Below are 18,895 nucleotides of genomic sequence, written 5' to 3'. Positions count from 1 at the left end.
GCGTATCCGGCCGGTACCTCCCGCCGGCTAAGACCGTGCCACTATGTGCCCATGACCAGTTCCGACACCGACGCCCCTGCAACCGCCCCGGACTCGACCACGCCCCAGTCCCTGGCGCAGCGGGGCAATAACCGCTCGCACCGGCCCACCAACCGCGCCTTCCGCGACTTCATCGGCTCCGGCTGGGGCCCCCGCCCGGAGGTTCTGCCCGCCCGCGGTGAGGCCGCGCCCTGGGCCGCCGCCCGGCGCGAGGCGCTCGGGGCGCTCTTCCCCGGTGACCGCCTGATCCTTCCCGCCGGGACACTGGTGACCCGCAACAACGACTGCGACTACCGCTTCCGCCCTCACTCCGCCTTCGCCCACCTGGCCGGCACCGGCACCGACTTCGAGCCCGACGCCGTGCTCGTCCTGGAGCCCCTCGGCACTGCCGGCACCGACACGGACGCCGCCACCGGCACCCCTGTTGACGCCGCCCCGGTATCGAGCGCACCCACCCATGAGGCGGTGCTGTACTTCCGACCCCGCGCCTCCCGCAGCAGCGAGGAGTTCTACGCCGACACCCGCTACGGGGAGCTGTGGGTGGGCCGGCGTCCTTCAATCGAGGAGGTGGAAGCCGCCACCGGGATCCGCTGTGCCCACATCGAATCCCTGCCGGATGCACTCGCCAAGGACGCCGGCCCGGGCGGCGTGCAACTGCGGATCGTCGCGGAGGCCGATGCGGCCGTGACCGCGCTGGTGGACCGGGTGCGTACCGCCGCCGGACTGGCCGCCGGGCCGGACGCCCAACAGGTCGACGACGCCCTGGCGGAGGCCACCAGCGAGTTGCGTCTGACCAAGGACCCTTGGGAGGTGGAGCAGCTGCAGCAGGCCGTGGACGCCACTAAGGCCGGCTTCGAGGATCTGATCCGCTCCATTCCGCGCGCCACCGGGCACAGGCGCGGCGAGCGCGTGCTGGAGGGGGCCTTCGGTGCCAAGGCCCGTGAGGAGGGCAACGGGCTCGGCTACGAGACCATCGCCGCCGCCGGCGACCATGCCAACACCCTGCACTGGATCAACAACGACGGCGCCGTGCGCCCCGGTGAACTGGTGCTGGTGGATGCAGGCGTGGAGGTCGATTCCCTCTACACCGCCGATGTCACCCGCACCATCCCGGTGGACGGCCGCTTCAGCGCCCCGCAGCGCCGCGTCTACCAGGCGGTTCTGGACGCCGCCGACGCCGCCTTCGCCCGCGCGGGCACCCCCGGCTGTCGTTTCCGGGACGTGCACACCGCCGCCATGGAGGTGATCGCCGCCCGTCTGGAGGACTGGGGCATGCTGCCCGACGGCGTCACCGCCGCCGACTCCCTGGGTCCGCAGGGCCAGTTTCACCGCCGCTGGATGGTGCACGGCACCAGCCACCATCTGGGACTCGACGTGCACGACTGCGCCCAGGCACGCCGGGAGATGAGCATGGAGGCCGAGTTGCGCCCCGGCATGGTCTTCACCATTGAGCCCGGCCTTTACTTCCGGGCCGATGACCTGCTGGTACCGGAGGAGCTGCGCGGCATAGGCGTGCGCATTGAGGACGACGTCGTGGTCGATGCCGATGGGAGCGTGCGGCGTCTGACGCAGGCGATCCCCCGCACCGTGGATGAGGTGGAGGCCTGGGTGAGCGGGCTCATCGGTTGAGGCCGTTCAGGCCTTCGGCACGGCCGGTTTGCTGACGGCCCTGGGACCGAGCCGGCACGGATCGTTATCATTGAGGCGTGCTGCCGGTTCATGAACATTCGCACACCCACGGGCGCGGCGCCTCGCGCGGCCGACTCGCCAGCGTGCTCGTCCTGACGGCGGGGGTGCTGGTGGCCGAGGTCGTAACCGCCATGCTGACCGGGTCACTGGCACTGCTCGCCGACGCCGGTCACATGCTTACCGACGTCGTCGGCTTGACGATGGCGCTGGTGGCCGCCCACCTGACAACCCGTCCGGCCACCGACCGTTCCACCTGGGGGCTGCGACGTGCGGAGATCCTGGGCGCCGCCCTCCAAGCGGCCCTGCTGGGGATCGTCGGCGTCATCGTCGGCGTGCGGGCCGTGATCACGCTGGTAGGCGGAGCCGAGGTCGAGGCGCACGGCATGCTGATCATGGGCGGGGTCGGCCTAGTGGCCAATGTCGTGGGCCTGTTGGTCCTGTCCGGCGGCCGTGACCAGAACCTGAACCTGCGGGCCGCATTCCTGGAGGTCGCCAATGACGCCCTGGGCAGCGTCGGAGTGATCGTGGCCGCCATCGTAACGGCGACGACCGGCTGGGCACGTGCCGACGCCGTGGCCTCCCTGGTGATTGTGGCCCTGATTGCACCGCGGGCCTTCATCCTGCTGCGCACCGCCGTCGGCGTGCTCATGGAGACCACCCCTGACGAGCTGGACCTGGCGGAGGTGCGTCGTCACCTACTGGCGGTGGACGATGTGGAGCAGGTGCACGATCTGCATGCCTGGACGGTCGCCTCAGGGCTGCCGGTGCTCACCGCGCACGTGGTGGTCAGCGACGCCTGCCTGGCACGGGGACGCAGCGATGAAGTTCTGGACACCCTTCAGGCATGCGTCGCCGAACACTTCCCCGTGCGCATTGAGCACGCGACCTTCCAGCTTGAACCGGCCGCACACCGCGCGCACGAAGCCACCGCCTGCGCCTGACGCCCGACCACCCGGCTAGGCGTCGCGGAATCGGCGGCGCGTCGGGGCGGGAATGTACACGGCGGCCGTATCGCCCCGCCCCTCCAGGTGCTCGCGGGCGAAGGCGAGTGCGCTGGCCAGACCGTCGCGCCGTTGGCCCGTGCTCATGGTGCGGGTGTTCACTTCCACCACGACCTGCCCACCCGCCGCCCCGAAACCCGTGTGCACCAGGTGGCGCAACACCCCGGCGCAGTCCTGGTTCCCCTGCCCGGGCAGGAGGTGGTCGTCACGAAAACCGGGCACGCCGTCGGTCAGGTGCACATGCCGCAGTGTGGGTCCGAGCGCCCGCGCCATGGCCAGCGCGTCGGAGCCGGAGGTGGCCGCATGGGAGATGTCCAGCGTCACCGATCGGTAGCCCTGGCCGACCGGATCCCAGGTGGGGAAGTAGGCCTGGAAGTCGCGTGTGGAATGAGCGTCGCGGGGCCGCCAGGTGAACATGTTCTCCACGCACAACCGCACCCCGGTGGTCGCCTCCCGCTGTGCCACGCCGGTCACGAATGAGCGGGCGTAGCGGGTCTGCCAGAAGAAGGGCGGGTGGAGTACTACATTCGCAGCTCCGACGGCGTGAGCCAGCTCGATCGAGCGGTCGATCTTGCCCCAGGGGTCGGCACCGAATACGGCGCGGGTCAGCAGCAGGGTGGGGGCGTGAATGGCCATGACATCCACGCCGTAACGCCCGGCCAGTGCCGTGAGCACGGAGGCGTCCTGGGTGGCCCTTTCGCCCCACACCATGACCTCGACGCCGTCGTAGCCCAGCTGCGCCGCCAGGGCGAAGGTGTCCTCCACATCACCGGGGTAGACCGATGAGGTGGACAAGCCGATCGGGATGTTTCCGTCCGCGGCGGGCGGGTTGGTGCCGGCCGGGGTGGAAGTGGAATACGTGTCAGGTTTCGTCGGGGTGCCGACGGTAGGGGTCGTCATCGTCTTCATTGTGCCCCGCAGCCGAAGCGTCCGTCTTGGCTTCGGAGGCTTCGTTGTTGGCGGATTCGGGTCCTGCCTCGATTCCGGCACGTCCGGCAGCGATCGGCGCCCCGCCCGTGGCCGCCGGCTCCGGCATACCCCCGGCGGTGCTTACGGGCGCGCCCTGCGTGTAGTTGCGCGGGTCGACGCCCTCGGGCAGGCGCACCCCGAATCGGGGCTGCTCATCCGGCCGGGAGCCGAAGGTGCTGCTGCCCTGCCCACGGGCCTGCTGGCGGGCCGCGCGGCGCTCCTCGGCACGCCGGGCGGCCTCCCCGCCGCGCGTGAGATTACCGGGGATGTCCGCGAGTGCGCGCGCGGCCTCATTGGACATCTGCGAGGCGATCACGGAGTAGCGGGAGGCCACGACCTGGCTGATGGAGGTGAAGTCGCGCTTGCCGCGGGTGACCGCGTATGCCGCGACCTGGAAGACCATCCCCCAGATGACACCCATGATGACCGCCGCGATCAGCACCGTGCCCGTGCCCTCCCTGGGACCGAGCACCAGCATCATGGCGGCGAAGAACAGGCCGATCCACAGCCCCGACATGGCGCCACTGGCCACGGCCCGCCCCCAGCTCATGCGCCCCGTGATGCGCTCTACCTGGCGCAGGTCGGTGCCGATGATGGCCAGGTGCTGTACAGGAAAGCCGGCGTCGGATAGGGAGTCGACCGCGTGCTGCGCCTCGGCGTAGGTTGCGAAGGAGGCGACCTCGTCGCCGCGCGGAATACTCCCCCGCGCCATGCTCGGCGGCGCGGCCTGTGTGGAGAACTGGCTCTGGCTCATGGGCACATCGTCCCACGATGCCCGGGCGCGGAGGTGACTTCATCGAGCGGCGAAAAAACGGGGCGGCATCGGCGTCGGCGCCCATTAGGCTGACCGCTGTGGAGAACACCAAGACGCGCACCACCCTCAGAGTCTTCGTGGCCCGACTCGTGGGCACGACCGTCTTCGATCCCATCGGGGACGCCGTCGGCAAGGTACATGATGTAGTCGTGCTCATCCGCTTGCGCGGTCAGCCGCGGGCCGTCGGCCTGGTCATTGAGGTGGCCGGACGGCGCCGCGTGTTCCTGCCGTTGTCACGCGTGACCGCGATGGAGCCGGGTGCCGTCATCACCACGGGCCTGGTCAATATCCGACGCTTCGAGCAGCGCCGGGTCGAGACATTGGTGGTCGGTGAGCTGCTCGACCGGGTGGTCACCATGCGTGACGGCTCGGGCCGGGTGACCATCCGTGACGTCGCCATAGAGCGCGACCGCGGCATGGATTGGAAGGTGACCCGTCTGTTCGTGCAGCGGGGCTCCTCCGGCCCTCTGGGATTGCGTCGTGGAGAGACCTTCACCGTCCGGCCCGATGAGGTCAGCGGCCTGGCCGGCTCCGCCGATCAGCAGGGCGCCACCGCGCTGCTGGCCACCATGGAGGGCCTCAAACCCGCCGACCTGGCCGACGTGCTCTCGGATCTGCCGCTGTCCCGCCAGCTGGAGGTTGCCGCCGAGCTGACCGACGAGCGTTTGGCCGACGCCACCGAAGAGCTGTCCGACGACGAGGCCGTCGCCCTGTTGTCCGGCCTGGACGCCGCCCGCGCCGCCGACGTCCTGGACGCCATGCAGCCCGACGACGCCGCTGACCTGGTCTCCGCCCTGCCCACCTCCATGGCCGCCCGGCTGTTGGACCTGATGGAGCCGGAGGAGGCGGAGGATGTGCGCCGTCTGATGACTTACGACGAGTACACCGCCGGCGGTCTGATGACCACGGAGCCGATCATCCTGCCGCCGGAGTCGACGGTGGCCTCCTTCCTGGCGCAGGCCCGCAAGGCGGAGGTGCCGCCGGCGCTGGCCGCGATCGCCTTCGTGTGTCGCCCGCCGCTGGAGTCGCCGACAGGCCGCTTCCTGGGCATGGTGCACCTCCAACGGGCACTGCGGGAGCGCCCTCAGCAGCTGCTCGGCTCCGTGCTGGACAAGGACCTGGACGGCGTTCATGCCGACGACTCCATCGGTACCGTCACTCGCCTGCTGGCGACCTACAATCTCACGGCCCTGCCCGTGCTGGACGACGCCGGCCGACTGCTGGGGGCTGTGTCCGTGGACGATGTGCTGGATCACCTCATGCCCGACGACTGGCGTGAGGCGGACGACGCCGTCACCGATGAGATGATTGAGAGGAGCGCCAATGGCTGACCAGCTCGACCAGCCGATCACCCGCCGCCGTTCGCGGCTGCTGCGGTGGTTGGGGCCCCGCCGTTCGACGCGTTCAGACGGTTTCGGCCGCTTCGCCGAGGCCACCGCCCGTTTCATGGGCTCGCCGAAGTTCGTGGCGTATATGACGATCTTCGTGGTGGCCTGGATCGCGGCGAATATCTTGTTGGCGAAGATCAACGCGGACGCCCCTTGGGACCCCTACCCCTTCATCCTGCTCAATCTTGCCTTCTCCACCCAGGCATCCTACTCGGCACCGCTGATCCTGCTGGCGCAGAACCGGCAGGACGACCGGGACCGGGTCATCGCCGAGCAGGATCGTCAACGCGCCGAACGCAACCTGGAGGACACCGAGTACCTGACCCGGGAGATCGCCTCCCTGCGCCTGGCCATGAATGACGTCGCCACTCGCGACTTCGTGCGCTCTGAGCTGCGGGTCGTATTGGAGGAGCTGTTGCAGGAGGAGCGCCGTACCCGCGAGGAGCTGCACGACGACATCGTGGAGGAGGGCCAGGACGCCGGGGAACGCCGTGACACCGGGAGCGGACCGGGCGCACCGGATGAGGAGTCCGGAGCCGGCTGACCGTAGACCGCATAGGATTGGCGCATGAGCCTGCCCACCGAAGACGCAGTCCGCGAGGCGCTCTCGCGGGTGATAGACCCCGAGTTGCGCCGTCCGATCACCGACCTCGGCATGGTCGACTCCGTTGAGATCGCCGCCGACGGCATCGTCACCGTCGGGGTGCTGCTCACCGTGGCCGGGTGCCCGCTGCGGGACACGATCCAAGCCGACACCCGCAAGGAGGTCGGCTCCCTGGAGGGCGTCACCGACGTGCGCGTCAACATGGGGGTCATGAACGACGAGCAGCGGGCCGAACTGCGCACCCGCCTGCGCGGCGGTGCCGCCGAGCCGGTCATTCCCTTCACCCAACCCGGCAACCTCACCCGCATCTACGCGGTGACCTCCGGCAAGGGCGGGGTGGGCAAGTCCTCCGTCACCGCCAACCTCGCCGCCGCCATGGCCGCCCAGGGGCTCGGCGTCGGCGTCGTCGACGCCGATATCTACGGCTTCTCCATCCCTCGTATGCTGGGCGTGGAACAGGTGCCCACACAGCTGGACGGCATGATCGTCCCACCCATCGCACACGATGTGAAGGTCATCTCCATCGGCATGTTCGTGGAGGAGAAGCAGCCGGTCGTCTGGCGCGGCCCCATGCTGCACCGGGCCGTGCAGCAGTTCCTCACCGATGTCTTCTGGGGTGACCTGGACGTGCTACTGCTGGATCTGCCGCCGGGGACGGGGGACGTGACCATCTCGGTCGCGCAGCTGCTCCCGGGCGCCGAGATCCTGGTGGTCACCACCCCGCAGACGGCGGCGGCTGAAGTGGCTGAGCGGACTGGCCTGATCGCCTCGCAGACCCATCAGAAGGTGGCCGGAGTCATCGAGAACATGTCCTACCTGCCGCAGCCTGACGGCTCCCGCCTGGAGATCTTCGGCTCCGGCGGTGGGCGGGCGGTCGCGGCGTCACTGACGACGGCGCTCGGCTACGAGGTGCCGCTGTTGGCCCAGCTACCGTTGGACATCAAGCTGCGTGAGGGCTCCGACGCCGGTGTGCCCGCCGCCGTCGCCTCCGCCGGCGCACCCGCCGTTGACTCTCCCGCCGCGCTCGAACTCGCCGGGGTGGCCCGCAGGCTCGGACACCGCGCGCGCGGCCTGTCCGGCATGTCCCTTGGAATCAGCCCGGTCAGTGCCGCCGCCGGCTGATCAAAGACGCGAGTTCCGCGCTCATCGGCCCTCCGCCCCGGGGAGGAGGGCGCCGCAGGGAATTCTCAGGTGACCGCAGCCGTGGCCGCCTCTACGCGGGTACGGGCCGCCTCGTTGGCGGCGCGCACGATGTCGCGCGGTGAGACGGGGCGGGGCGCCCGGGAGGGGTCCTCGCCGTCGGGCCGTTCGTCCACGAGGCTGGAGGGAATGTCCGCCGCCGCTGCGGCACCCCCGTCGGAGTCCTTGTCGGCGGGCTCATCGGATTGCTTCGGCTCCTCGGACTCGTCCGCCTGACCCGCCCGCTCGGGCGCCTCGATGTCCGTGGTGGCTGTGACCTCCTCGGCCTCATCGCCCTCCTCAACGGTCTTAGCCGCAGCGACCGCCAACGTCGGCTCGACGCCACCAGTCTGCTGCGCATCCTCAGTCCGGGCGTCGGCAAGCGGTTGTACCTCGGGGATCTCTGCCGTGATCGTCTCACCCGATTCCAGGGCGACCTGGGCCGAGTCTGTGCCGGGAGCGTCGGCACGGCCGTCGGCGTCGAGAGCGGCGGCCGTGGCCGCACTATGGGTCTCCTCCGCGGATTCGAGCGCATCGACCTGCGGCAGTTCGGCGGTGACCGCGGCGGCCTCAGCCACCGCCTGCTGTGGGTCCTTGTCCTGACCGTCCCGAGCCGCAGCCGAGGCGGCTCGGGCGGCCCGGGTCTGCTCGGCCTTGTCCTCGATCATCTTCGACAGGGACTTGGACTTCTGCCCAACCTGGCCGCTGACCGCGGCCGCGGCCTCGTCGCTGGCCTCCTTGGCAGTGTTCACCACCGCCTGGAAGGGGTTGGTCAAGTCCTTGCGAATGGCGTCGAGGTCCTCACCCAGGGCGTCACGCACGATCTTCCGCGGATCATAGTTGCGCGGGTCCAGGTCTGACAGATCCAGCTCGCCCAGTTCGGGACCGACCTCTTCGGCGATCTGCGTCTTGGTGTCGTCCAGGAACACGCGCAGCCTGCGCACGCCCTGTGTCAGTTTGCGCGTGTATTCGGGCAGGCGCTGGGGCCCGACCACTATGACCACTACCAGCAGGAGGACAAAGAACTCCGCACCCGAGATGCCCGGCAACATGTGGCCAGTATAGGTAGGAGTATGGGGAATCAGGCAGGCGGCCGGGCTCTCTAACCGGGTCGGACCTGAAACAATGGGGGTGGTTCCCGCGCCGGACGCACCGGCGCCGTCGGGATCATAAGTAACGGCTACGCGGCCCGACGCCGCAGAAGGGGCATATGGTGGCTGGCGACAAGACACTGAGCTGGTCTTACACGGAGGAGTTCCCGATCGAGGGCGAGCCGGCCGTGCGGGCGCGGATGCGCGGCATCGAACTCGGCACCGATCCGGTCTCGCCGGCCGCGGGTGCTGCCCTGCGCCTGCTGACGGCGGCCGGGGGCGCCAAATCCGTAGCCGAGATCGGCACCGGCACGGGCGTGTCCGGCCTGTGGATCCTGGCCGGTATGGGGGCCGACGGAGTCCTGACCACCATCGACGTCGAGCCGGAGTTCCAGCGGGAGGCCCGCCGGGCCTTCGACGAGGCCGGCTATCCGGGCTCGCGCACCCGCATCATCCAGGGGCGGGCATCCGATGTCATGCCGCGCATGGCCGCCCAGTCCTACGACATGGTGGTGCTCGATGTTTCCCCGGAGGAGGCTGCACAACTGGTGGCTCAGGGGGTTCGCATGTTACGTGCGGGGGGCGTTCTGGTAGTGACGCATGCGTTGTGGAAAGATCACGTCGCCGACCCGGCGCGCCGCGACGCCACCACAGTGGCGGCGCGCGAACTGGGCAAGACGCTGCGTGACGAGGATCGCCTGCACACGTCGTTGCTGCCGGTCGGCGACGGTCTGCTGGTTGCCGTCCGCCAGGCCCGATAGGACCGGGCGTACGAATACTGGTCGACTCGCGCAGAAACCTGGACGGGCGCGCCCGGAATTCCCGGTGCTCGTCAGTACTTGACGGAGGCGAGGGCCTCCTGCAACTCCTTGATCTCGTCGGGTGTGATTTCGACGACCAGACGTCCCCCGCCCTCGAGCGGCATCCGCATGATGATGGAGCGGCCCTCCTTGACGACCTCGAGCGGCCCGTCACCGGTCCTGGGCTTCATGGCAGCCATATGCTCCCCTTTCACTGATGATTCGCGGACTCTTACCGCTTCTCCCAGGGGCATTCTACGGCATAATGACGCCAGTTCGGGCGGAAACGTGGTTGACTCCACGCCCCCCGTTCCGGCTCGCGACCCGCCCCGTACCGCGATCCCGGAGCCTTATTGGGCTCTCCCGGTTTATAGCGTGTGGTGTTTCCGGATCGGGTTGCGGGGTGTGTGGGGGTTGTGGTCGGGGCGGGCGAGGTCGGTGTCGGGCGGGCGATGACGTCCTCGGCCCGGTGGGTGTGTTCTCGCCGCTGGCCGGGCGGTCGTCGACTACGCGGGTTGGCCCTTGAGGACGCGGCGAGGCCGTCGAGGACGCTGTCTGGTAGGGCCGTGTTGTCTCGTGGCTTGTGGGAATGGTGGTGTTGTGAGGTTCGGGTCTGGCTCGTGTCATGGTGCGTGGGCCGCGGCGGTGCGGTCGGTCGGATGCGAGCAAGGACCTTGTGAGCCAGGGGGTAGCCGGGCCACCGCCCCTACTTGGACCGCCCCTTCCTGAGTTTGCGGGACCAGCCTGTCAGAGGCTGTAGCGGCCGGCGTGTCGCGAGGCGAAGGGCCCGATGAGCCTGCCGGTTAAACCATGTCGGACCTGGCTGCCGGACTCGGCTGCCGCCATCCCCAGCGCCCAGAAGCGGGGCCATCTGCTACGCCACTTCGGGGTTAACAACGCCTGTCAACCATCTACTGAAGGGCACTGAGGTATACAGTAGAGCGTTAAGTACGCGTTGTTAACGCCCAACCGGCGCACCAGACACCCCACCCCACCACAACCGCCACACCCCCCAAAACCGGAAAACCCTTATTGCGCCGCCCACTCGGATCGGTCGGGGGTGCGAGTGAGTCCGTTCGCGCGCATTATGCGGGCGGCATCCACCACGAACTCGACCGCCTCCGCGGCCGTGTCGACCACCCGCAGCAGACCGATGTCTTCGGCGTCGATGGTGGCCGCGGGCACCAGGACCTCGCGAAGCCAATCGACCAGCCCGCCCCAGAATTCCGAGCCGACCAGGGCTATTGGGAAGGAAGGCACCTTCTGGGTCTGCACCAGGGTTACGGCCTCGAAGAGCTCGTCGAGGGTGCCCATGCCTCCGGGCATGATGACGAATCCGTCGGAGTACTTCAGGAACATGGTCTTGCGGGCGAAGAAGTACCGGAAGTTGACGCCCAGGTCCACATAGTCGTTCATTCCCTGCTCGTAGGGCAGCTCGATCCCCAGGCCGACCGAGATGCCGCCCGCCTCACGGGCGCCCTTGTTCGCCGCCTCCATGATGCCGGGGCCGCCACCGGTGATAACGGCGTAACCGGAGCGGGCCAGCCCGGCTCCGATCTGCTCCGCCAGGACATAGGCAGGATCACCGGCGGGGGTTCGCGCCGACCCGAACAGGCTGATCGCCGGGCCTACTTCGGCGAGCGCACCGAAGCCCTCGACGAACTCTGACTGGATGCGCAGCACCCGCCACGGGTCGGTGTGCAGCCAGTCCGTGTCATCGCGGCGGTCCAGCAGACGGGCGTCGGTAGTGCGGGCGGGAATCTGGGCGCCACGGAACATCACCGGTCCCGTACGATAGGTCTCGCGCGAGTCGCGCTCGGGTCGCAATGTTCCGGCTGCCACCGCCTCACTCGTCAGATCCGTCGCGCCGTCTGCCGTGTTGCCTGTCGTCTTGTCTGTCATGGGAGGAAATAATCCCCCACCTGCTCCAGCCCGTGGGGACGACACCCGATCCGGCCCGGCTCCTGTGGGCCCATTGTGCTCACCACCACCCATGACAGCGGTCACGGGCGCCGCGTCCACCCACCTCGGCAAGGTACCGTCGCCCCATGACATTTCCGCCCGAGCGTGCGGCCGCCAGCGAACTTGATGCCGTCGTTACCGCCTGGATCGCAGAGGATCCGGATCCCGACACCCGCAGGGAGCTGACCGATCTGCTCTCCGCACACCGTGCTGGTGACGCCGCGGCCACGGCCGCCCTCGTCGATGCCTTCTCCGGCCCCCTACAGTTCGGCACCGCCGGACTGCGCGGACGCCTGGGCGCAGGGCCCAACCGCATGAACCGCGTGGTCGTCATCCGCGCCGCCGCCGGACTGTCCGCCTACCTGCACCAGCAGGTGGGTGAGGATTTCAGCGTGGTGATCGGCTACGACGCCCGCCACGGCTCCGCCCGTTTCGCCCGTGATACCGCCGCAGTCGTCACCGGCGCCGGTGGACGCGCCATCCTGTTCGACACGCACTGCCCCACACCTGTCCTCGCCTTCGCCCTGCGGCGTCTGGGAGCCGACGCCGGCGTCATGGTCACCGCCTCGCACAACCCTCCGCAGGACAACGGCTACAAGGTCTACCTGGGTGGCCGCGCGGTAACCGATTCCGGCCAGGGAGCCCAGATCGTTCCGCCACACGATGCGGGCATTGCCGCCAGGATCGCCGCCGTCGGCCCACTCGCCTCCGTGCCCATGCCAGAAGGCGGCTGGGAGACCCTCGGGGCGGATATGGTCGAGGAGTACGTGCAACGCACTGTCAAGGCGGCCCGGACTCACGCCGTTGCTCCGCTGAAGATCGTACTGACCGCCATGCACGGCGTGGGTGGGCCGATTTGCCGGGAGGCGCTGAGCCGGGCGGGCTTCGACGACGTCGTCGTGGTACCCGAGCAGTTCGATCCGGACCCGGACTTCACCACAGTCGCCTTCCCCAACCCGGAAGAGCCCGGCGCCCTGGACCTGGCCTTCGCCCGGGCTCGGGAGGCGGGAGCGGACCTGATCATCGCCAATGACCCGGACGCGGACCGCTGTTCCGCAGCCGTGCCGGATGAGCACGCCCGCGGCGGTTGGAGGCAGCTGACCGGCGACGAGGTCGGTTCGCTGCTGGGCGAGCAGGCCGCGGAACTGGCGGCATTCAACGGAACTGGCGTTCTGGCCAATTCCATTGTCTCCTCCCGAATGCTGCGCAGGATCGCGCAGGCACACGGGCTCGGGCACCGTAATACGCTGACCGGCTTCAAGTGGATAAGCCGCGTACCGAACCTCGTATTCGGCTATGAGGAGGCGCTCGGCTACTGCGTGGACCCGGCCGCGGTGCGGGACAAGGACGGTATTTCCGCCTCCGTACGTCTGGCCGTGCTGGCCTCTACCCTGAAGCAGCAGGGCCGCACCCTCGACGACCTCCTTGACCGGCTCGCCCGTGAGCACGGCCTGTACGCCACCAGTCCCCTGAGTGTGCGCGTGGAGGACAAGGGATTCATCACCGAAGCCATGGAGCGGCTGCGCGGCGGGGGCGCCCCCGCCGCACTGGCCGGTTCCCCGGTGGTCGACGTCTTCGACCTGATGAACGGCGCCAACAACGGCAACGGTGAACGCCTGCCCGCCACCGACGGTCTGATCTTCAAGACCGCCGCCGATGACCGGGTGGTGGTGCGCCCGTCCGGAACCGAGCCGAAGCTCAAGTGCTACTGCGAAGTCGTCATGCCGGTCGCGGTGGACGAACCAGTTGAGGTGGCGCGCCGTGCCGCCGCCAAGCGCCTGGAGGCCATCAAGACCGACCTGCGCGGCGTCCTGGGAATCTGACATGCCGGATCCGTGAAGCTGCGTATACGAGACCGCAGATCACGGCGATCGTTCCCCCGGCCGACCATTCAAGGAGCACCGCCAGCCACAGTCCCGCCAGACAGCAGCCTGCGCCCAGAGCCGCCGAGCCGATCAGCAGTCCCGATACGGATCGTGCCCGGGACCGAAGCGCGGCCGCCGGCGCGGCGATGAGTGCAATCGGAAGGATCGTGCCCACAGCCGGAATGAGCACCCCGATGTTCAAGCAGATGAGAACCAGCACCGTCCGCTCCGGAAGACGCGGATTCAGACCTACCGCCCGATAAGCGACGGCGTCGAAGCAGTACGACTCCAGATGATGCCCGGCCGCGACGACTACGACCACAGTTACGGTCAGCACCATGACCGTCAGTGCTACATCGGCGTGATTGACGTTGAGCACCGAACCGGTCAGGAAGCCGTCCACCTTCAAGGGCAACGGCGCGAACCAAGTGCTCAACAGGTGCCCCAGGGCGAAGCCTAACGACAGGACGATGCCGGCTGCGGCCTGGGAGGAGATACCGGGGAGTTCGCTGAGCCGCCGCATCAACCACGTCATCGGCGCGCACATGAGCACTGCCCCAATCAGCACCGCTATGGACAGGATCTCGTACCCGATCCGTGCACCAGTCAGTGCTGTCCCCGCTGCTGTCACCACCACGACTCCGGCAACCGCGCCGGGGAACGTGGCGTGAGTTATCGACTCGGCGAAGAAGACGCGCCGGCTGATCACCGCCAGGGCGCCCACCATGCCGGACAGGGTCCCCATCAGGATGGTCTCAGCCAGGGGCAGGGCGAGCAGTTCCATGGATACGCTCATCCCCGTCTCCTCCGTCGGGCACTGATGAGCGCCGCCGTCGCCAGTGCCGCCGCCATCACCATCACCACGCACGCCTGGGGGGATACCGGACGCGGCAGCGGCATCGCGGCCAGCAGCATTCCCGAATAACCGCCGCCCAGACCAGTGCCCACGGCGATCCAGAGCATTCCGGCCACGTCTTTCGCGAGCAGCCTCGCGGTGGTCCCGGGAATCGTGAGGAAGCCGATCACCAGCAACGTGCCCACCGCTGTGGCGGCTGAGACGACCACGGCGGCTATCGACATGTTCAGCACCAGATCGAGCAGGAGCACCCGTTGCCCGCTCGTACGCGCGCCCACCCCGTCGAAGGCCCGGTACACCTGCTCCTTCCACGTCGCGCTCACCAGCAGCAGGGCGGCTCCGCATACCACCAGGGCCTGCGCCAGGCGTAGATCAGTGACCTCCAAGAGTCTGCCGAAGGTCAGCGCCTCCAGTTGACCGGATCTGTCACCGGTGCGCAGCAATAGGATCAGGCCCACTGAGAAGAATCCGGTGAGCACTACGGCGGTGCCCGCCTCGGACGCTTCCCGCCTGCTGCGGTGACTGATCAGGGTCAGTATTCCCGCGGCCAAGGCACCGGCGGCGCACGCCGCCGGGATGACCGTATCGATTCCCCCGCTTATCGCGCCGATCACAATTCCGGGGAATACGGCATGAACTAGCGCCTCTGCATGGAACTCGGCCGAACGCAGGTTAACCAGTATCCCCACAGCGGCACCGACAATCGCAAGCACCACCAGCATTACCAGCGGCCTGAACAGGTATGGTGCGCTGGCCAGCGGACTGAGTCCCGGAACCCCGGCCAGAAACAGCCGCAGCGATTCCAGTCCCTGGGAGAAGGCGTTCACCGTCCCACTCCAGAGAAGACCCGCTGGGCAACGGCGGTGCTGGGATCCGAGCCGATCCCGGCCGCCCCGGATGCGAGCACCGTGTTCGCGGCCGTCGCACCGTAGGCCTCGTCAATACAACTGGGTACAAGCACCTCTTCACGGGGGCCGAAGGCGATCTGCCTGCCGGCCAGCAACACCACCTGCTCACAGACCTCACGCGCGAGCACCAGATCATGCGTGGAGACGATGACCGTGACACCGGCGGCCTTCAGATCGGCCAGGATCCGCAGCAGAGCATCACGGTTGGGCTGATCCAGGCCGTTGAAGGGTTCATCCAGCAGCACGATCTCGGGACGCGAGGCGATGGCCCGCGCCAACAGCACGCGCTGCTGCTGTCCTCCGGACAGGGTACCGAAGCGCCGGTCGGCCGCTGCGGCCAGTCCGACAGCGTTCAATGCCTTCCGGCAGCGTGAGCGTTGCTCCCGCCCCGGGCGACGCAGCAGCCCCAGCTCGGGATAGGTTCCCATCAGCACCACCGAGAGCGCGGTTACCGGAAATGTCGGATCCAGGTCACTGCTCTGGGGAACGTAGGCGATCGCACCGGGGCGCGCCCGCCCGGGCGTTGCACCCAGCACATGCACGCTGCCCGAGGCGATGTCAACCATGCCCACCAGGGAACGCAGCAAGGTCGTCTTTCCAGAACCATTGGGGCCCACCAGGGCCAGTCCCCTGCCGGCCTCTACCGAGCCGGTCACCCCGGTGACCACGGGGACGCCCCCGTATGTGAAAGCCGCATCTGCGAATTCGATCACCGGCTCGGCTCCAGAATCGCTGTTGGGACGGTCATTGCCGCTGATGGCGCAGGTAGTCACGGTTGCACCGTCTGGGTAGGGGTCCAGGCGCTGAGCTGCTCGGGTACCGGGGAGACGACGCCTCCCCAAGTCGTGGTCAGGTTGGTGACGTTGTGCAACAGCGATCCAATGTAGGTCTCGCCGTCCGAGCCGGGCTCCCCCAGTGAGTCGCCATAAAGCGCCTCGTCACCGATGACCGCGGTGACGCCGGCCAATTGGGCGACCTTCTCCACGGACCGGGGGTTGTTTGAGTTCTCGGCGAAGATCGCTACTGCTCCGGATGACTTCACGGCATCGGCGGTCTCCTGAATCTTCTGTGCGGTGGCGTCCTGCTGAGCGTTGAAGTCGCTCAGCGCCGCCCCTTCGAAACGGATGCCATAGGCGCCCGAGAGGTATCCGAAGGCGTCATGACTGGTGAACAGCACCCGTTTGTTCTCGGGCACCGACTCCAACGAGTTCGCAGCCCATTCGTCGAGTTCGCGGAGACGATCGGTGTAGGCCTGAACGTGTGCTCGCAGGGTCTGCGCCGAGTCCGGGTCCGCAGCGGCCAGGGCGTTACCTATGTTCGTCACCTGGATGATCGCGTTGGCGGGGGCGGTCCACACGTGCGGGTCGTAGCGGAACTCGGCCTCCTCCCCGTCCTCAGGTGCGAAGGGCCAGGGGAGGACCTCAACGGCCTCGACGCCCCGATCGATCGTGTAGGGGAGTTCGGCCTCCTGCTCCTGCCTTGCAGCTGCTGCCTCCGCGTCACCGTCCACCTCTTGCGCGGTGAGTACGCCGGAGGTCACCACCATAGTGCCCTTGAACCCGGTTGCAGTCACGGCATCGTCCAGGAAATGCTCAAGGTCGACGCCATTGACCAGGAACAGGTCGGCCTCACTCAGGGCGCGCGACTGGCTGGCGGTCATCTCGTGATCGTGTGCGGAGGCGTTCGGCGCCAGCAGGCAAGTCAGGGCGAGATGCGCCTTGGCGTCAGCCGCCTCCGCGCCGAGTTCCTTGGTGACGCCATCGGCTCCCGTACGCGTGAATGCCAGGTCCTGTCCGCCCGAGGCCAACTGGGTGACATAGTCGCAGATCTGGGTGGTGGAGGCGACGACCTTGAGAGAGTCGTCGTTCGCGCTCGTAGCCTCCTGTGTTGAGCAGGCGACCAGCGGGGCTGCGACCAACGCGGTGGCGGCCGCAAGCGCAGCGGGACGTCGTGAAATGAAAACGGTTCTCATAGGTCGGATCATAATTTCGGATACCCGAAATCTTCAAGTCGCGTTACCCTGCGACCAGGGAGAGTCCGATCTCCCGGCGGACGACAAGAACCACCTGCACGGCGTCTTGGCATCTGAGCGCCGACGTCCACAGCACACAACCAAAGAGACCGACGCAAGTCACACACCGAGACCGGTTGATATGACACGCCGCGTCGCCTCCACTGTGCAGACGACGCGGCACGCATTCTCGGCGGCAACCGGGTCTTGTGCCGGTCTGGGCACGTCATTAGTGCCGGTCTCGGCGGCCTTAGGCGGGCAGGCCCTCGAGGATGGCGACGGTGGCGGACACGCCCAGGCGGGTGGCACCGGCCTCGATCATGGCCAGCGCGTCCGCTGCGGTGCGGATGCCGCCAGAGGCCTTGACACCCAGCCGGTCCCCCACGGTGGCACGCATGAGCTCCACGGCGTGCACCGAGGCGCCGCCGGCGGGGTGAAACCCGGTGGAGGTCTTCACATAGTCGGCTCCGGCGGCCTCGGCAGCCCGGCAGACGGCCACGATCTCATCATCGGCCAGCACCGCCGACTCGATGATGACCTTCAGCAGCTTCTCCCCCACGGCCTCCTTGACGGCGCGAATGTCCGCCTCCAAGTCGACGTAGTCGTGCTGATTCACGAGTTTGAGGTTGACCACCTTCTCGCCCTCGTCCGCGGCCTGCGCGGCGGCCTCGGCGGCCTTGATCGCGGTGGCATGGGCACCGGAGGGGAACCCGCAGACGGTAGCCACGTGCAGGCCCGCGGGGACCTGCACGGGCAGCTGATTGGGGGACACGCACACCGAGTAGGCACCCAATTCGGCGCCCTGGGCGATCAACTCGGCGACCTGCGCGCCGGTGGCCTCCGGCTTTAGCAGGGTGTGGTCGATGATGGCGGCGACCTGCGCTCGGGTGGGCATGGTTCTTCCTTTCGTTGAGTCTGGCAATCAGGTCTCAGTGGGTGAGGGCGGCCGTGGGGCGATTACAGCGAGTACCCGGGGCCAGCCTCCCAGCTCGCGTGGACCGGGGCCCGCCGGCGGCCGTGCCGCGAGGAGATCCAGAACCTTCACCGTTCCGGAGGAGGGCTCATACAGGTGGGCCCTGCCCGGACCGGGGTCGGGTCTACCGACGAGTTCCCAGGGCAGCGCCAGCACGTAGTGGCGTGGGATCGCGGGGGCGTTGGCGAACATGCTCTGCAGGGCGCGGTGGACTCGCCCGGCGCCATCCCGACGTACGCGCAGCGGGGCTCCGGTGAGCAGGATGACGGGGGCGCCGGCGGCCAGCACACACCGCAGCTCTGCGACAACGGCCTCCCATTGCGCACCGCGGTCGTCAACCCAGACCACGCCGCTGGCCCCGGCGGTCAGGCCCGTCTCCGTCAGAGTGCGCGTCAGTTCGGCTGCCACCGCCCAGGGGGTGGAGCCCAGGCGCCGGGTCCAGGGCAGGAGGCCGAGCGGCCCGCCCGCATGCCGGTTCATGGAGCGCTGCAGTTGCCGCTGATAGACGGCCAGGGAATCTCGCAGCGCCAGGGCCGGGCGGGCATCGACATCCTGCCGCGCCATCGCCGCGTCGATCGGCGCGCCGAGCAGGAGGCGAGCCGCCAGGATGGCGGTGGCGCCACAGGTGGTGGTGTCGCATTGGGTGAGAGTGACCGCGTCGCCGGCAGCGGTGAAGGCACCCACACGCAACCGTGAGTTGGCCAGACGCACCCCGGGATTGTCGAAGCTTGGACGAGCGGTCACTG

General features: G+C 68.4%; 18 protein-coding genes. 7 read left to right on the top strand and 11 right to left on the bottom strand.

From position 1 onward, the window contains the following. Positions 1-51 precede the first annotated feature (51 nt). Together Q4A20_RS01320 and Q4A20_RS01315 are read left to right on the top strand one after the other, a co-directional pair. Entirely contained in the window at positions 52-1,668 is a 1,617-nt protein-coding gene (locus tag Q4A20_RS01320; RefSeq protein ID WP_303119292.1) for an aminopeptidase P family protein, read from the top strand. A 77-nt stretch (positions 1,669-1,745) separates the two neighbouring features. Next, positions 1,746-2,669: a cation diffusion facilitator family transporter gene (locus Q4A20_RS01315; protein WP_303119290.1), complete on the top strand. Its 924-nt coding sequence runs from the start codon at positions 1,746-1,748 to the stop codon at positions 2,667-2,669. 15 nt (positions 2,670-2,684) lie between these two features. Here the strand turns inward: Q4A20_RS01315 and Q4A20_RS01310 are convergent, their stop codons facing one another. Continuing rightward, on the bottom strand, positions 2,685-3,530 hold the full coding sequence (locus tag Q4A20_RS01310) for a sugar phosphate isomerase/epimerase (protein WP_303119372.1): 846 nt from the start codon (positions 3,528-3,530) through the stop codon (positions 2,685-2,687). A 61-nt stretch (positions 3,531-3,591) separates the two neighbouring features. Then, positions 3,592-4,452 carry a general stress protein gene (locus Q4A20_RS01305; RefSeq protein WP_303119287.1) on the bottom strand — a complete coding sequence of 287 codons (861 nt, stop codon included), beginning with the start codon at positions 4,450-4,452 and terminating at the stop codon, positions 3,592-3,594. A gap of 98 nt (positions 4,453-4,550) precedes the next feature. Between Q4A20_RS01305 and Q4A20_RS01300 the strand changes: the two genes are divergently transcribed. Genes Q4A20_RS01300 through Q4A20_RS01290 form a run of 3 tightly spaced genes read left to right on the top strand, consistent with a single transcriptional unit; the run spans position 4,551 to position 7,626 of the window. After that, positions 4,551-5,843, top strand: a complete 1,293-nt coding sequence (locus tag Q4A20_RS01300; protein WP_303119284.1) for a CBS domain-containing protein — start codon at positions 4,551-4,553, stop codon at positions 5,841-5,843. Further along, on the top strand, positions 5,836-6,444 hold the full coding sequence (locus Q4A20_RS01295) for a DUF1003 domain-containing protein (protein WP_303119281.1): 609 nt from the start codon (positions 5,836-5,838) through the stop codon (positions 6,442-6,444). Before Q4A20_RS01300 ends, Q4A20_RS01295 begins: the two co-directional genes overlap by 8 nt. 24 nt (positions 6,445-6,468) lie before the next feature. After that, positions 6,469-7,626 carry a P-loop NTPase gene (locus tag Q4A20_RS01290; RefSeq protein ID WP_303119279.1) on the top strand — a complete coding sequence of 386 codons (1,158 nt, stop codon included), beginning with the start codon at positions 6,469-6,471 and terminating at the stop codon, positions 7,624-7,626. A 65-nt stretch (positions 7,627-7,691) separates the two neighbouring features. On the opposite strand, the gene Q4A20_RS01285 is transcribed toward Q4A20_RS01290, so the two are convergent. Next, a complete protein-coding gene (locus Q4A20_RS01285) occupies positions 7,692-8,735 on the bottom strand; it encodes a twin-arginine translocase TatA/TatE family subunit (protein WP_368502403.1) in 1,044 nt (347 codons plus the stop codon). A gap of 161 nt (positions 8,736-8,896) precedes the next feature. Here Q4A20_RS01285 and Q4A20_RS01280 point away from each other — a divergent pair, with 161 nt between their 5' ends. Then, positions 8,897-9,535, top strand: coding sequence for an O-methyltransferase (locus Q4A20_RS01280; protein ID WP_303119368.1), 639 nt, complete (start codon positions 8,897-8,899; stop codon positions 9,533-9,535). Between the two features lie 71 nt (positions 9,536-9,606). Here the strand turns inward: Q4A20_RS01280 and Q4A20_RS01275 are convergent, their stop codons facing one another. Then, the gene (locus tag Q4A20_RS01275) at positions 9,607-9,774 is read right to left on the bottom strand and encodes a DUF3117 domain-containing protein (RefSeq protein ID WP_073327418.1); all 168 of its coding nucleotides are present in this window, start codon (positions 9,772-9,774) and stop codon (positions 9,607-9,609) included. A gap of 829 nt (positions 9,775-10,603) precedes the next feature. Further along, positions 10,604-11,353: a TIGR00730 family Rossman fold protein gene (locus Q4A20_RS01270; protein ID WP_303119366.1), complete on the bottom strand. Its 750-nt coding sequence runs from the start codon at positions 11,351-11,353 to the stop codon at positions 10,604-10,606. A 269-nt stretch (positions 11,354-11,622) separates the two neighbouring features. Between Q4A20_RS01270 and Q4A20_RS01265 the strand changes: the two genes are divergently transcribed. After that, positions 11,623-13,359, top strand: coding sequence for a phospho-sugar mutase (locus Q4A20_RS01265; protein ID WP_303119271.1), 1,737 nt, complete (start codon positions 11,623-11,625; stop codon positions 13,357-13,359). Here Q4A20_RS01265 and Q4A20_RS01260 read toward each other — a convergent pair. From Q4A20_RS01260 to Q4A20_RS01235, 6 genes are all read right to left on the bottom strand, one after another. After that, positions 13,325-14,197 carry a metal ABC transporter permease gene (locus Q4A20_RS01260; protein ID WP_303119268.1) on the bottom strand — a complete coding sequence of 291 codons (873 nt, stop codon included), beginning with the start codon at positions 14,195-14,197 and terminating at the stop codon, positions 13,325-13,327. The two genes, Q4A20_RS01265 and Q4A20_RS01260, sit on opposite strands and share 35 nt — an antisense overlap. Continuing rightward, on the bottom strand, positions 14,194-15,084 hold the full coding sequence (locus Q4A20_RS01255; RefSeq protein WP_303119265.1) for a metal ABC transporter permease: 891 nt from the start codon (positions 15,082-15,084) through the stop codon (positions 14,194-14,196). The genes Q4A20_RS01260 and Q4A20_RS01255 overlap by 4 nt, the downstream gene beginning before the upstream one ends. Continuing rightward, positions 15,081-15,938, bottom strand: a complete 858-nt coding sequence (locus Q4A20_RS01250; RefSeq protein ID WP_303119263.1) for a metal ABC transporter ATP-binding protein — start codon at positions 15,936-15,938, stop codon at positions 15,081-15,083. Before Q4A20_RS01250 ends, Q4A20_RS01255 begins: the two co-directional genes overlap by 4 nt. Beyond that, positions 15,935-17,137, bottom strand: a complete 1,203-nt coding sequence (locus Q4A20_RS01245; protein ID WP_303119260.1) for a metal ABC transporter substrate-binding protein — start codon at positions 17,135-17,137, stop codon at positions 15,935-15,937. Before Q4A20_RS01245 ends, Q4A20_RS01250 begins: the two co-directional genes overlap by 4 nt. A gap of 289 nt (positions 17,138-17,426) precedes the next feature. After that, positions 17,427-18,071 (bottom strand): deoxyribose-phosphate aldolase, encoded by a 645-nt coding sequence (deoC, locus tag Q4A20_RS01240; protein WP_303119257.1) that lies wholly within the window; start codon positions 18,069-18,071, stop codon positions 17,427-17,429. A gap of 27 nt (positions 18,072-18,098) precedes the next feature. After that, positions 18,099-18,893 (bottom strand): hypothetical protein, encoded by a 795-nt coding sequence (locus Q4A20_RS01235; protein ID WP_303119255.1) that lies wholly within the window; start codon positions 18,891-18,893, stop codon positions 18,099-18,101. Positions 18,894-18,895: the final 2 nt, after the last annotated feature.

Origin of the sequence: Actinomyces sp., assembly GCF_030530635.1 — a bacterium.
In the GTDB taxonomy this organism is placed as follows: domain Bacteria; phylum Actinomycetota; class Actinomycetes; order Actinomycetales; family Actinomycetaceae; genus Actinomyces.
Note: the sequence above shows the minus strand (reverse complement) of the source record. Positions and strands in the feature narration are given on the sequence as shown.

Coding starts and splice junctions, on each gene's coding strand:
- Q4A20_RS01295 (WP_303119281.1), top strand. CDS start 5,836: ATGGCTGACCAGCTCGACCAGCCGATCACCCGCCGCCGTTCGCGGCTG.
- Q4A20_RS01320 (WP_303119292.1), top strand. CDS start 52: ATGACCAGTTCCGACACCGACGCCCCTGCAACCGCCCCGGACTCGACC.
- Q4A20_RS01270 (WP_303119366.1), bottom strand. CDS start 11,353: ATGTTCCGTGGCGCCCAGATTCCCGCCCGCACTACCGACGCCCGTCTG.
- Q4A20_RS01285 (WP_368502403.1), bottom strand. CDS start 8,735: ATGTTGCCGGGCATCTCGGGTGCGGAGTTCTTTGTCCTCCTGCTGGTA.
- Q4A20_RS01290 (WP_303119279.1), top strand. CDS start 6,469: ATGAGCCTGCCCACCGAAGACGCAGTCCGCGAGGCGCTCTCGCGGGTG.
- Q4A20_RS01305 (WP_303119287.1), bottom strand. CDS start 4,452: ATGAGCCAGAGCCAGTTCTCCACACAGGCCGCGCCGCCGAGCATGGCG.
- deoC (WP_303119257.1), bottom strand. CDS start 18,071: ATGCCCACCCGAGCGCAGGTCGCCGCCATCATCGACCACACCCTGCTA.
- Q4A20_RS01260 (WP_303119268.1), bottom strand. CDS start 14,197: ATGAGCGTATCCATGGAACTGCTCGCCCTGCCCCTGGCTGAGACCATC.
- Q4A20_RS01265 (WP_303119271.1), top strand. CDS start 11,623: ATGACATTTCCGCCCGAGCGTGCGGCCGCCAGCGAACTTGATGCCGTC.
- Q4A20_RS01245 (WP_303119260.1), bottom strand. CDS start 17,137: ATGAGAACCGTTTTCATTTCACGACGTCCCGCTGCGCTTGCGGCCGCC.
- Q4A20_RS01275 (WP_073327418.1), bottom strand. CDS start 9,774: ATGGCTGCCATGAAGCCCAGGACCGGTGACGGGCCGCTCGAGGTCGTC.